Origin of the sequence: Methylovulum psychrotolerans (assembly GCF_002209385.1) — a bacterium.
Taxonomy (GTDB): Bacteria; Pseudomonadota; Gammaproteobacteria; order Methylococcales; family Methylomonadaceae; genus Methylovulum; species Methylovulum psychrotolerans.
Genome location: NZ_CP022129.1, coordinates 2,149,076 through 2,161,409 on the forward strand (window position 1 = coordinate 2,149,076; position 12,334 = coordinate 2,161,409).

General features: G+C 53.8%; 14 protein-coding genes. 5 read left to right on the forward strand and 9 right to left on the reverse strand.

Annotated features, from left to right (window positions below):
- The first annotated feature begins 132 nt into the window (after nt 1–132).
- A complete protein-coding gene (locus tag CEK71_RS09805; protein ID WP_088619221.1) occupies nt 133–609 on the forward strand; it encodes a hypothetical protein in 477 nt (158 codons plus the stop codon).
- Between the two features lie 179 nt (nt 610–788).
- Here the strand turns inward: CEK71_RS09805 and CEK71_RS09810 are convergent, their stop codons facing one another.
- Nucleotides 789–995, reverse strand: a complete 207-nt coding sequence (locus tag CEK71_RS09810; protein WP_088619222.1) for a hypothetical protein — start codon at nt 993–995, stop codon at nt 789–791.
- A 449-nt stretch (nt 996–1,444) separates the two neighbouring features.
- Between CEK71_RS09810 and ligA the strand changes: the two genes are divergently transcribed.
- Nucleotides 1,445–3,460, forward strand: a complete 2,016-nt coding sequence (ligA, locus tag CEK71_RS09815; RefSeq protein ID WP_088619223.1) for an NAD-dependent DNA ligase LigA — start codon at nt 1,445–1,447, stop codon at nt 3,458–3,460.
- A 54-nt stretch (nt 3,461–3,514) separates the two neighbouring features.
- Here the strand turns inward: ligA and CEK71_RS09820 are convergent, their stop codons facing one another.
- The 4 genes from CEK71_RS09820 to CEK71_RS23150 all read right to left on the reverse strand — a co-directional run bounded on the left by CEK71_RS09820 (nt 3,515) and on the right by CEK71_RS23150 (nt 4,800).
- Nucleotides 3,515–3,949, reverse strand: coding sequence for a hypothetical protein (locus tag CEK71_RS09820; RefSeq protein WP_088619224.1), 435 nt, complete (start codon nt 3,947–3,949; stop codon nt 3,515–3,517).
- A gap of 215 nt (nt 3,950–4,164) precedes the next feature.
- The gene (locus CEK71_RS09825; RefSeq protein ID WP_088619225.1) at nt 4,165–4,524 is read right to left on the reverse strand and encodes a hypothetical protein; all 360 of its coding nucleotides are present in this window, start codon (nt 4,522–4,524) and stop codon (nt 4,165–4,167) included.
- Nucleotides 4,525–4,556: 32 nt separating this feature from the next.
- Nucleotides 4,557–4,706, reverse strand: a complete 150-nt coding sequence (locus CEK71_RS24145) for an IS3 family transposase (RefSeq protein ID WP_088618104.1) — start codon at nt 4,704–4,706, stop codon at nt 4,557–4,559.
- Nucleotides 4,654–4,800 (reverse strand): hypothetical protein, encoded by a 147-nt coding sequence (locus CEK71_RS23150; protein WP_198328626.1) that lies wholly within the window; start codon nt 4,798–4,800, stop codon nt 4,654–4,656. The genes CEK71_RS24145 and CEK71_RS23150 overlap by 53 nt, the downstream gene beginning before the upstream one ends.
- Before the next feature lie 259 nt (nt 4,801–5,059).
- Here CEK71_RS23150 and CEK71_RS09835 point away from each other — a divergent pair, with 259 nt between their 5' ends.
- From CEK71_RS09835 to hypF, 3 genes are read left to right on the forward strand one after another with little or no spacing between them, the layout of a single operon-like run.
- A complete protein-coding gene (locus CEK71_RS09835) occupies nt 5,060–6,028 on the forward strand; it encodes an SPFH domain-containing protein (RefSeq protein ID WP_088619227.1) in 969 nt (322 codons plus the stop codon).
- Between the two features lie 21 nt (nt 6,029–6,049).
- Nucleotides 6,050–7,093, forward strand: coding sequence for a hydrogenase expression/formation protein HypE (gene hypE / locus CEK71_RS09840; protein WP_088619228.1), 1,044 nt, complete (start codon nt 6,050–6,052; stop codon nt 7,091–7,093).
- On the forward strand, nt 7,057–9,420 hold the full coding sequence (gene hypF / locus CEK71_RS09845; RefSeq protein WP_332455535.1) for a carbamoyltransferase HypF: 2,364 nt from the start codon (nt 7,057–7,059) through the stop codon (nt 9,418–9,420). Before hypE ends, hypF begins: the two co-directional genes overlap by 37 nt.
- Nucleotides 9,421–9,545: 125 nt before the next feature.
- Here hypF and CEK71_RS23920 read toward each other — a convergent pair whose 3' ends face one another.
- The 4 genes from CEK71_RS23920 to CEK71_RS09855 all read right to left on the reverse strand — a co-directional run bounded on the left by CEK71_RS23920 (nt 9,546) and on the right by CEK71_RS09855 (nt 12,131).
- The gene (locus CEK71_RS23920) at nt 9,546–9,674 is read right to left on the reverse strand and encodes a hypothetical protein (protein ID WP_269766616.1); all 129 of its coding nucleotides are present in this window, start codon (nt 9,672–9,674) and stop codon (nt 9,546–9,548) included.
- 178 nt (nt 9,675–9,852) lie between these two features.
- Entirely contained in the window at nt 9,853–10,005 is a 153-nt protein-coding gene (locus CEK71_RS22525) for a hypothetical protein (protein WP_198328534.1), read from the reverse strand.
- Between the two features lie 535 nt (nt 10,006–10,540).
- Nucleotides 10,541–11,806 (reverse strand): type II toxin-antitoxin system HipA family toxin, encoded by a 1,266-nt coding sequence (locus CEK71_RS09850; RefSeq protein WP_198328537.1) that lies wholly within the window; start codon nt 11,804–11,806, stop codon nt 10,541–10,543.
- Entirely contained in the window at nt 11,793–12,131 is a 339-nt protein-coding gene (locus CEK71_RS09855) for a helix-turn-helix transcriptional regulator (RefSeq protein ID WP_088619231.1), read from the reverse strand. Before CEK71_RS09855 ends, CEK71_RS09850 begins: the two co-directional genes overlap by 14 nt.
- Between the last annotated feature and the right edge of the window lie 203 nt (nt 12,132–12,334).

A 12,334-nucleotide genomic window follows, 5' to 3' on the forward strand; every position in this document is an offset into this window, starting at 1 on the left:
CATCAGCACAGGCAGTTTTAAAAAGTGATATAACTCACATTTTAAAACACTTAAAAATCACTTAGCGGTGACAAGAGCACATTTGGAGGCTATGATTAAGGAAGCAGACCTTTCAACTTTTTAGAGAGATTTATGAAGCTACCTTACGCCCTCATCGCTTGCCTTGCCTTGGCAACCGCCCCTGCCCACGCCCGCAGTTTTTCCAAGCAAGAAGCTAATCTGATGGCAGCGACCATAAAAACCTTACAAGCCTATAAAGACGCGGGGTTAGATGGGGTAATGGAAAGTGTCAGCGGCTGCTATAGCCGTCTCCAACAGAGTAACCCGGTCGTGGCAAAAGAAGCCGAGTTTTGTATCGCCAGCGACCTTAGCGCCTTTATCATCGACAAAGATGTGGCCAAAGCCAACGGTTTACCCATCGATCCGCGTTTTACTGACCGGGCACGCGCAGAGCGGGCCCATCCCATACTGGTACGCGCAGGCTTGGCAAAAGACCCTAAGGACAGCCAAAATTATTTACTGGCGCGTCTTGAAAAAGTGCAACGTTATACGGCACATGGCATAGGCCAAGAACCATTAGAAACCACAGAAACAGAAACCGACAAATAACCGCCGCCACACAGCTTAAGCAGAACACGGAGAAGCCAAAAATCTCGTGAGAGAGGGGGATTGCTGGCAATAAGCCCGGCTTGGCCGCTAAGGCGGACGGTCACTTGTGCGGTTAAGAGGGGCAGTTATCCGGCACTGGCTGGCTGTCCAGCAGCGCCGACACTGCGCTTAGGGGATGATCAGGCTTTAGCCAAACGCTTTTCTAAGGCGGCGGCAAGGCTGGCGTTTTCAGTGCGGATCTGGGTCAGAAAATGCCGTCTGAGGATAGAGTCTTCAGGCACATCCAGTTCTTTTGCCAATTTGGCGACATTAAATTTGTTAATGAGCGGAAAACAACTGGCGGCAACCGCAACAGCCAGCAAACCATAGATAATAATCTCAATCATATCAACACCTTTAGACAAGTGAAAAAATAATGCGTCACACGCATTGCACCATGCTATAAAAGCGCATGGCCTGTTTAGTCGTGCAAAAAAAGTGCCACGCCTCTCCAAAATAGCCTGTACAGGCCGCAGAGCCTGCCAACACTGGGCTTACCATCAGAAATGGCGATTGAATTAAGGCGGTGAGAGCACGGCTTGCTGTTGGTTTTGTGACAATGCACCAGAAAAAGGGTTGGGATTGGTGGTTTTAACCATGTGTGGGGCGATTATGCACCTATCAGGGCAGACGGATACCCAAATAGCGTCAAAGCGCACGGCGTATTAGTGCCAGCACACTCCCCAAGCATTCTTTGCGGCCAAGATAATTCATTTCTTATCCCTTGGTCTAGTTTGTTATGATAACGCCTTGGTTGCTTAGGCCCTAACGCATTATCCACCCTCCAGGATCAACCTTGAAACACGCTTACACACAACTGCTCGCCACACTCAAACAATGGGATTACGAATACTATGTACTCGACAACCCCAGCGTACCCGATGCCCAATACGACCAAGCTTTCCGCGACTTGCTGGATTTGGAAGCGGCGCATCCCGATTGGGTCACGCCCGACTCGCCTTCGCAGCGGGTGGGTGGCCAGCCGATTGATGAATTTACCAAAATCGAACACCGCGTCAGGATGCTGTCGCTGGCAAACGCCTTTTCTTTAGAGGAAACCTACCAGTTTTTTGAAAAAGCCGCCAAAGACCTCGATGTCGCCACCGACACCCTCCCCATCATCAGCGAACCCAAGTTGGACGGGCTAGCAATCTCTATCCATTACGACCATGGCCAGTTCAGTTACGCAGCGACCCGTGGCGACGGACAAATCGGCGAAGATGTCAGCCATAACATCAAAACTGTCCGCACCGTACCGCTGCAACTCGCCACCGCCAACCCGCCCGCTATCCTAGAAGTGCGCGGCGAAGTGTTTATGCCCAAAGCCGCATTCGCCAAACTCAACCGCTGGGCGGAAGCCAATAATGGCCGCGTTTTTGTCAATCCCCGCAATGCCGCAGCGGGTACAATCCGGCAAATGGACCCGAAAATCGCCGCCAGCCGGGATTTGCGCTTCATCCCTTACGGCCTGGGCGAATACCAAGGCGACCGGGAATTTACCTCCCATGCCGAAATACTGGACTATCTGGTCAGCTTAGGTTTCCGTAAAAATGCCCCTTGCCAGCAATTTTGTGGCAGTTTCGCCGAATTTAGCCAAAACTACGCCATGATGGAACAAGCCAGAGATGGCTTGCCGATGGAAATCGACGGCATTGTCTACAAAATCGACACCTTAGCCTTGCAAAATGCCTTAGGCTTTATCGCCAGGTCGCCAAAATGGGCGGTGGCGCGTAAATTTCCCGCCCAAGTCGCGGTCACAGCCTTATTAGGGGTAGATTTTCAAGTCGGGCGCACCGGCGTATTAACTCCCGTCGCGCGGCTGGAACCCGTCTTTGTCGGCGGCGTCACCGTCAGCAACGCCACCTTGCACAATATGGACGAGATCGAACGCCTGGGCTTGTGCATCGGCGATAGCGTCGAAATCCAACGCGCGGGCGATGTCATCCCAAAAATCACCAAAGTCGCCCACCACGGCGATACCAGAACGCCGATTATCATGCCTACTGAATGTCCGGTCTGTGCGGCGGCAGTTGAACGCACCGCCGGACAAGCCGCGTTCCGCTGCACGGGCGGCCTAAGCTGCGCCGCGCAAGGGGCGGAACGCATCCGCCACTACGCCTCGCGCAAGTGCATGAATATCATCAACCTCGGCACAAAACTGATAGAAGCCCTCTACAGCAAAGGCAGCCTACAGACCATTGCCGACATTTACACGCTCCAGGCCAACGACATTGCCGACTTGGACGGGCAAGGCGAAAAGAGTGCGCAAAACGTGCTGGACTCCATCAATGCGGCTAAAAACACCCAACTAGGCACCTTTATCGCCGCCTTAGGTATCCACGAAATCGGCGAAGAAAGCGCCAAAGCCGTCGCCAAGCATTTTAAAACCTACCCTGCCCTAGCCAACGCCAGTTACGACGACCTGCTGCAAGTCCCCGACATAGGCCCAGTCATGGCGCAAAACATCGTCGATTTTTTTGCCGATACCAAAAACCAAGCGATAGTGCAGGCGATTATCGACGCAGGCGTGACGTGGCCGGAAATCAGCGCCGACCCCGCCCAAGCCCAACCCTTAGCCGGGCAAACGTGGGTCATTACCGGAACACTAAGCCTACCCCGCGACAAGGCCAAAGACTTACTGGAAAGCCTAGGCGCGAAAGTGTCCGGCTCCGTCTCGAAAAAAACCACAGCCGTGCTGGCAGGCGAAGAAGCCGGATCGAAACTGGCGAAGGCGGAAGAGTTGGGGGTTAAGGTGTTTGATGAAGTGGCGTTTAATGCCTTGCTAACGGAATTGGGGGTGGCACAAGCCTAGGAGCACGGGCATCTTGCCCGATATTATCCCCTAAACCCTTGCCAATAACAGCCTTTACAAAGGCGATTCCGGCGGCTCTGTCAGCATCCAGCCGTTTTCGGTTTTGATAAAGGTCAGGTGGTCTTGTTTGACGAAGCGGTCACCCGCCTTAAAGTTGCCGTAGGTGACGTTTAGCCCCAACAAATTAAAGCCCGTAATCACGCTTTGCAGGCCTTCGATCAGGCCGTCGGGGGTGTCTTTGGGCATAGATGTTTTCGCCAAATCGGCATAATTGACCTTAAACACCAAGTCGTAAGCAATATCAATGGTATAGGTGTTGCCGTCGGTTTCATAGCCGTTGGTTTTGCGCAGGTTTTTAATGTCGGCAATGTCTTTGGTGCTGGCGGTGGCGAGTAAAGGCAGCACTTGGCTTTGTATTTCACTGTCGCCGGGTTTATTAGAACAAGCCGCAACCATTAGCAGCAAAAATAAGATAAGGAAGCGTTTCATTGGGCAATACCTAAAAAAGGGCAGATGAAGCCTAAGATTATAGTTACCCGGTTACGCCTTGGGTAGTGAATACTTTGCTATGGGCTATAACCCCGACTGACAAGCCAGTCAGCGCTTTAGAGATGCAGGTATCTTGTCGGCTTTTGCGGGCAAGATGCCCGCGCTCCCAAGCCAAGCCGCATTAAATCGCCCTATTAAAGCAGCAAAATACTGAGTTAACTTAAACGCCCCTTTTTTAGCAACAGCAACGCGTTCATCATCTCCATAACCGCCTGCATGTCTTTCATATCAGCATCTGGAATAGGAGCCGAACGCTTAGCATTTTCTTTATCGATCAAAACATTAAGCGTCCACGCAATCGGATAGTTTTCTACCGTTTGTGTGTATCGGGTCAGCAACCGGTTGGTATCCATGCCGGGAATCGTTAACAGACGGTCAAGCATAAAGACATTGACTGGCAGAACGTTCACTTCATCACCTGCCACAGTGACTTCGGCAACCCCTGGGAAAACATCGCCATTTTTTAACTCAATTGCCGCCGAAACGATAAATTGCCCAAAACTTAATCTGGGCACTTTGTAATGGTCAACAAAAACCGGACACTTTCTTAGGCAACCTTGCTGTAAAATTCCCGCTCAAATTCCAAAGGGGTTTTATAGCCCAATGTCGAATGCGAACGTCTGCCGTTATAAAAAGCGAAATAATCAATAATGCTTAGTTTTGCGGCTTCTTTTGTCTTGAACCTTTCGTAGTTCAATTGCTCGTGCTTTAGGCTCGAATTGTCGGCACAAGGCGCGGATGTTCGCCCCTTCTTGGCAGGCCAATAGGACAAATTCTTTTCGGGCTGACATTAGGGTGACCTCTTTCCAAGGCATGAACTTTTTCCGGTAGGTTAAAATTCACGCATTCTAAAGTGTTACCCATGTCCCCGAACATGTGTTACCTATGTCTCCAGTCCATACACCCTTCGCAGGGGAGGGGGACGGATTCCATTGCAACTTGTTGTTTTTACTTAATTAAAATACTAATCCAATATTTAGTGGCTAAGTTGCTTATTCTAATATTAAAAACTTGATGATCGAGTTATAAGAACCATTAAGAAGTAGGACTATGAAAATGCTCATGTCGAATATTGCCGAGACTTCAACCAGTCAATTCAAATCATGGCTAGGTTACGGCTTGGCAGTCCTTTTGCTGGTCTATAACACCGTGTATACGGTTGACCCCTCAGAAATGGCCAATGTCCGCCGCTTAGGCAATGTCGTTTATGAACAGCCGATTAAGCCTGGGCCGCATTTTAAAATCCCGTTTATTGATACGGTCGATAAAGTGCAGGTGAGCCTGACCACGCTGCATATCCCGCCTTTTGATGTCAACACGATTGACAATCAAAAGATCACCTTAGATATGAATTTCAATTTCACCATCCCTAAAGACAAGGTCAACCACTTGCTTTATGAGGTCGGCAAAACGGGTGATGTCGATATTGCCGACAGCATTATCCCCATTGTTAAAGACCGTGCCGGACGGGTATTTAACAAAAAGAACACCACGACCATTTCCCAAAACCGCGAAGCCATACAGGAAGAAGTCACCACGATTGTTTTTAGCGCCGTCGTCGAACTGTTTGGCCTCCAGCCGCATAGCCTGCAAATTGCCCAGATTGTCTATTCGCCTGCGTTTGTGCAGTCGAACGAAAATGCCGTGAAGGCGAAAAACGATGCGGTGGCGGAACAAAACAAGCAAGTGGTGGAAACCGCGAAAGCGCAACAAAAAGTGATCGCTGCCAAAGGCGCGGCAGATTCCGCTATTGAAGCCGCAACCGGGGCCGCCAGATCGGTGGTGATTGAAGCGGAAGCCAATAAGACCAAGCAACAGTTGGATGGTGAAGGGCAAGCCGCCCGCCTGAAACTGGAAATTGCCGCGTTTAATAATAACCCCGAATTGTATATCCGTTATTTGCAAGCCCAAGCCCAACTGCAATGGGACGGGCAAGCCCCGCAAGTGGTCAGTGCGGGTGGCGGTGCGGGGCAGAATGCCATTATTGTCCCCATGACGCTGCCGTCTGGGGTTAAGTAAGATGACAAAAATTCCTTGATAATGAAAAAAACCTACACCTCACGCCTCAACCTAAGCACGGGCAAAGTCGATTTAAGCCACGGCGGTGGCGGGCGGGCAATGGCCCAACTGATTGACGAATTGTTCATCAAACATTTTGATAACGACTGGCTGCGCCAACGCAACGACCAAGCCTTACTCAGCCTACCCGCCGGGCGGCTGGCGATCAGCACCGACGGCCATGTGATTTCGCCGTTGTTTTTTCCGGGCGGCGACATCGGTTCGCTGGCGGTGCATGGTACGGTCAATGATGTGGCGATGTCGGGTGCGCAGCCGCTGTATTTGGCGGCGGGCTTTATCCTCGAAGAAGGTTTGCCGCTGGCGGATTTGGAGCGCATCGTCATCAGTATGGCCGCTGCCGCCCAAAGCGCAGGTACGCCTATTGTCACGGGCGACACCAAAGTCGTCGAACGCGGCAAGGGTGACGGCGTGTTCATCACCACCACTGGGGTCGGCATCGTCCCGGAGGGTGTCAATATTGCCGGCCACCGCGCCCAACCGGGCTGTGCGGTATTACTGAGCGGGCCGATAGGCGACCACGGTGTCGCCATTATGGCCGGGCGGGAAAACCTGCAATTTGCCACCCGCATCCTTTCCGATTCCGCCGCGCTCAATGGTTTGGTGGCGGCAATGGTCGCCGCCGCGCCTGCCGATATTTTCTGTTTGCGTGACCCGACCCGGGGCGGTTTGGCGACGGCATTAAACGAATTGGCGCAGCAGTCGGGGGTCGGGATGCTCATCGACGAAACCCAAATACCGATCAGGCCTGAAGTGCAAGCCGCTTGTGAAATCCTCGGCCTAGACCCGCTGTATGTTGCCAATGAAGGCAAGCTGGTCTGTATTTGCCCCGCCGCCGCTGCCGAACGTTTATTGGCGGTCATGCGGGAACATCCCTTGGGGCGTGATGCCGCCATTATTGGCGAAGTGGTCGCCGATGCCCACGGTTTTGTGCAGATGCGCACCGCTTTTGGCGGCAAGCGCATTGTCGATTGGCCGGTGGGCGAGCAATTGCCGCGTATCTGTTAATGCCGGGTAAGGCGATACGGATACGCGGGCTGGTTCAAGGGGTCGGCTTTAGGCCGATGATTTGGCGGCTAGCCAGGCAACACCGATTAGGCGGCGAAGTGTGGAACGATGGGCAAGGGGTGATGGTCCATGCCTTCGGCAGCGCCGAAAATTTGGCCGCCTTCATCCGGCAAATACCGCTGCATATCCCGCCCTTGGCACGGCTGGACAGTCTGGACGTGCAAACCTTGGCTGGCTTGCCCGCTCCTGATAGCTTCCGCATTGCCGCCAGCCAAGACGGCGGGGCGCAAACCCCTATCGCCGCTGATGCCGCCACTTGTAGCGATTGTTTGGCTGATATTGCCGACCCTGACAACCGCCGCTACCGTTATCCGTTCACCCATTGCACCCACTGCGGGCCGCGGTTGTCCATCATCAGGGCAATGCCTTACGACCGCGGTCACACCAGTATGGCCGACTTTGTTATGTGTAGGCACTGCCAACAGGAATATCAAGACCCCAACGACCGCCGCTTTCATGCCCAAGCCAATTGTTGCCCGGACTGCGGCCCTACGCTATGGCTGGAGGATAAGCACGGTCAACGCTTGGCGGGCACTGACCCGCTCAGCCTAGCCGCCGAACTGCTCCGGCAAGGCCATATCCTTGCCATTAAAGGGGTGGGTGGTTTCCATTTGGCCTGCAATGCCGCCGATGCCGCCGCCGTCAGCCGCTTGCGGGCAGCAAAGCGGCGCGATGCCAAACCGTTCGCCTTAATGGCTAAGCATATCGGGATGGTGTCGCGGTATGCGCAGGTCAATGCGCAAGAAGCCTGCTTACTGCACGATAAAGCCGCGCCGATTGTCTTGCTGGCTGCACACGGCGCAACGCTTGCGCCAGGCGTTGCGCCTGATGATGACAAACTCGGTTTCATGTTGCCTTACACGCCGCTGCACACGCTGTTAATGCAGGATTTGGCCGCCCCTATCGTGTTGACTTCGGGTAATCTCAGTGACGAACCGACCTGCACAGACAACACGCAAGCCCGCGCAAACTTGACCGCTATCGCCGACTATCTGCTGCTGCACAACCGTGTCATCGTCAATCGTCTGGACGATTCGGTGCTGCGGGTAATGGCCGGCGAAGCCCGCGTGTTACGTCGGGCGCGGGGCTACAGCCCGGAGGTGTTGGCCTTGCCGCCCGGTTTCGGGGAGGCAAACGCCATTCTGGCAATGGGCGCGGAATTGAAGAACAGTTTTTGTTTATTGAGCAATGGCACGGCCATTGTCAGCCAGCACATCGGCGATCTGGAAAACGCCGCCGTCCAGCAAGAGTACCGCCACCTGCTGGAGGACTACGGCAAGCTGTATGGCTTTAAGCCCCGCGTTATTGCCGTTGATCGCCACCCCGGCTATTTATCGACGCAATACGGTTATGCACTGGCCGATACTTACGGCGCAACCGTCATACCCGTGCAGCACCATCACGCCCATCTGGCGGCGTGTTTGGCCGAACAGGGGGTGGCCTTAGATGCCCCGCCCGTGTTGGCGGCTTTATTTGACGGTTTAGGGCTGGGCGATGACGGCGGCTTATGGGGCGGCGAGTTTCTGTTAGGCGATTACCGCCACTACACCCGCCTCGGCCATTTGCAGCCAATGGCCTTGCCGGGCGGCGCCCAAGCCATGCGCGAACCTTGGCGCAACGCCTACGCGCACTTGCTGCATTATTTTACCTGGCCGTACTTGCAACAAACCTATGGTGAGTTGGAGATTATCCGCTTATTGGCCAGCAAACCCTTGGAGACCTTGGCGACCATGGTCAGCAAACAGCTCAATTCCCCACTAAGCAGTTCTTGTGGACGTTGGTTTGATGCTTACGCCGCCCTGCTTGGCCTGCATAGCGGTCGAATCAGCTACGAAGGCCAAGCCGCGATAGCCTTGGAAAAGTTGGCAACCCCGCCGTTTGCTGACGAACAGGCTTACCCGGCGGCTTGGGTGATAGCCGAGGATAACGGCATGGCGGTGTTAAGTTGCCAAGGCTTATGCCAAGCGGTGTTAGATGACTTAAAGCGCGGGGCCGATAAAGCCCGGATTGCCGCGCGTATCCATCACAGCTTGGCTGACGTGACCGTCAGGGTACTGTGCCAACTCAGTACCCAAACAGGTGTTGACCGCATCGTGCTGAGCGGCGGGGTGTTTCAAAACCGCCTGCTTTTGGAGGCGGTGACCGGGCAATTGCACAAGCACGGCAAAACCGTGCTGTTACCACAAGCCTATCCCCTAAACGATGGCGGCTTAGCCTTAGGGCAAGCAGTTGTTGCGGCGGCACAGGGCATTAGTCCCGAAATCTAGCCATTGGTTGGCAAATAAGAAGGTTACTGTGTAACTTTAGTGATACCCCAACTAAAAAATTCAAAGCTCTCTATGGGTTTCAAGGTCTTTTGATAAAATGCGCGAATGGAAACATCAATTATCACTCAACTGATTTTACCCGCGCTGGTGACGGCGGTGACGGGAATGCTGCCGTTGGCGGCAAAGCCTATGGTGACGTTGAAGTCGGTGAAGCCACCCACCCAGTTTTTAAAGGCTTCGGCAGGTTTTATCATCGGGTGAATCCAAATAAACACAAAATATATATCGTTATAATCGCCAGCATCGCAATGATTCCTCCATATAAGAGGAAAATAAGTTGAGATCTTGATAACTTATCACAATAAATATAAGCAATTCCAATTGAAAATATTCCTATGGCACTAAAAACCATAAAAACGTATATATTAATATTCATGAGTCAGTGCAATTTTGTATAACTTCACTAGGTGCAAATAATCCAACCCCTCCTGAAATGACAGTTGCCAATAAAGCCATAAGGGCATCAAACATGTCTTTGCGCAAATTTCCAGCAGAAAATGAACCCAAAGAATTGAAAATCATCATCACTTGTCCTATCCCCGCCATTACTGATGTGAATTGAGCTCCAGCACTAATGCCTTGCCCGTTCATTAAGCTAAAAGTAAAAGTGTAAATAACCGATGCCCTACAAAACAGGCGGATAGGGCCGCCTGTTTACACGTTTACTTTAACGCATTTAAATTAAAAGCGTAAAAAAAAACGCGGGTTGAAATGACGGTTTAAGAAATGTGCTTAAGGGTCCGCCCCGCACCCGCCAACCCGCCGCCGCCCGTGTGGCGGCGGCCTCCGCGTCCGCCGTGTTTACAAGACATGTTTAATTCCGGTGACACTTTTAGTTTAACGGACGGCCGGAAAAACCGGCAGGATACCCACGGCTTCCTGTATAGATTATGGGGATTATCTATACCGGCATGACCTATTAGTGAAATTTAACGGCCTTAGGCTGAAAAAATTATTCACCGGACCGCCGGGTGTTGGGCGTTTTTGTAGAGGTAGGGGTGTAGGGTAGAATAAATGGCTTTGGGCCGCCCCAAACCCCGCCTTCAGGATGCCGGCGCCCTTAACGGCCTATAATGGAAAAGGGGTTGAAAAATTGCCTGCCCCAGAGCAGGTTCTTGTCGGTTTCGGACAGCCGGGCTTCGGCGCACACCCCGTCCCAGTGCGTTTCGATGGCCGCAGCCACCCGGTCAATAATGGCATGCGCCTCGTCCTTGCCGAGCAAGAAATGGTGCGCCGCCGCCAGGCAGGTGGCGAGCTGGCTGAGATTGTCGGCGCCGGTGATCCGCATCGCCTGGGAGGCCTCATAACCGGTGCGGGCCTGCGGGCAGATGTCATACGCCGGGGTCAGCCTGAGCGTTTGGCCGTCCCAAAAGGCCGCATGGTTGCGGGCGTGGTCGTCGGTGTTGCCGCACAGGACATTGAACACCAGGCGGGAGAACAGCTCCCTGAGCGTGTTTTTGGGGTGGGCGAAGCGGTGCCGGATGATCGCCGCCAGCTCTTCGTAACTGGCATAACGCGCCGCCAGCTCATCCAGCCCGAACAGGGTCAACGCCGACACCATCGCCTTGCGCGACCACCCCGCCGCAGTTTTTTCGCGGTCAAACCGCTCGACCAGCAAAACGTCCTTATGGGCGGCTTGCCCCAGCCGGACGGCGGCCACCTCCAGCCCCGCCAAGGCCGCCAAGCGCATGGCAACGAATTCCGCCTTGACGACGCTGTACAGGTCGGTGCCGGAAGAAAATTTGGCGATGTATTTTTTGCCTTGGTCTTCGACCAGGGCTTTGGGGCGTGCCCCGCCAATGGAACTGCCGTGAAACAGGGCCAGGCCGAGTTCCGGCGAAAGCGGCAGGCCTTTTTCCACACGTTCCGCCGCTTCCAAGAGCTCCTCTATGCTAGCGTTAGTGTAGGCGCGGGGGCTATATTCTGAGGGTGACCGCTGAAAATCCAGGGCGCCGATGCGGTCGGAGCCCGATTCCAGCAGATAGGTCAGCTCGTCCAGCACGGCGGTATCCGCATCGGTGCCTTTCAAGCCCCATTTTTTGTTGATGATCACCCGCCGCCCCCACGCATCTGGGGCGGCATCACGGATGCAGCCGGGCATGCTCAGCCCGTCCACTAAAGGCAAGACCCCCCGTCTTAAAGGCAATTCCGGTTCGTAAATGGCGATGGCCGGGGTGCTGTCCTTGACGCGTTCCAGATAGCTTTGGCCGTAATTGAAGTGTATTGTGCCGCCGCCGCCCTCCAGCTTGCCCGCGACGACCGGTTCGGTCGCGCCCGGCAGCCAAATCCAGACGAAGGCCTCCCTCGCCGGTTCAGAACGCATCATCGGCCACCTGGGTCGGTTTCCGTACGGATTTGGGCAACAGCACCAGTTTGGCCTCGGTTTGGCGCAGCTGCTGGGCCAGGGCGGGGCCGTCGGCGTCAAACAACCGGATCCCCACAATGGCGGCGACCTCAAAGACGACGCCGACCTCGCACTTCATGTCGCCCTTTTCGATCCGCTGTAACAGCCCTCGGGATATGCCGGCGCGGTCGGCGACGTCTTGGACGGTGAGCTTGCGCTCCTTGCGTGCCGTGCGGATCAGCCCCGCCAACAGGGTGGCCGCCTCGCGGCTGTGGCGGGAATAGGTGCGGGTGATGGATTTTGGCATGGCGGTTAATTAATCCTTATATGGATCATAATAGGCTATTATGGCCTCTTTATAGGGCAAATTAACATGATTTGCTTGGATAAACAAGGTGGATTTGTAAGGGGTCTTGAAGCCCGGGTAGTTTCTTGGCCTGTTGTCGGGTAATTTCATGGCGAAATGAAGCCAACCAGAATATCGGCAGTCAGCTGTAGGAACGCTACTTT

Bases quoted from the DNA above. Each gene is read 5' to 3' on its own strand.
- CEK71_RS09805 (WP_088619221.1), top strand. From the start codon at position 133: ATGAAGCTACCTTACGCCCTCATCGCTTGCCTTGCCTTGGCAACCGCC.
- CEK71_RS09810 (WP_088619222.1), bottom strand. From the start codon at position 995: ATGATTGAGATTATTATCTATGGTTTGCTGGCTGTTGCGGTTGCCGCC.
- CEK71_RS09820 (WP_088619224.1), bottom strand. From the start codon at position 3,949: ATGAAACGCTTCCTTATCTTATTTTTGCTGCTAATGGTTGCGGCTTGT.
- CEK71_RS23150 (WP_198328626.1), bottom strand. From the start codon at position 4,800: ATGTCAGCCCGAAAAGAATTTGTCCTATTGGCCTGCCAAGAAGGGGCG.
- CEK71_RS09835 (WP_088619227.1), top strand. From the start codon at position 5,060: ATGAAAATGCTCATGTCGAATATTGCCGAGACTTCAACCAGTCAATTC.
- hypE (WP_088619228.1), top strand. From the start codon at position 6,050: ATGAAAAAAACCTACACCTCACGCCTCAACCTAAGCACGGGCAAAGTC.
- CEK71_RS23920 (WP_269766616.1), bottom strand. From the start codon at position 9,674: ATGATAAAACCTGCCGAAGCCTTTAAAAACTGGGTGGGTGGCTTCACC.
- CEK71_RS22525 (WP_198328534.1), bottom strand. From the start codon at position 10,005: ATGATGATTTTCAATTCTTTGGGTTCATTTTCTGCTGGAAATTTGCGC.
- CEK71_RS09850 (WP_198328537.1), bottom strand. From the start codon at position 11,806: ATGATGCGTTCTGAACCGGCGAGGGAGGCCTTCGTCTGGATTTGGCTG.
- CEK71_RS09855 (WP_088619231.1), bottom strand. From the start codon at position 12,131: ATGCCAAAATCCATCACCCGCACCTATTCCCGCCACAGCCGCGAGGCG.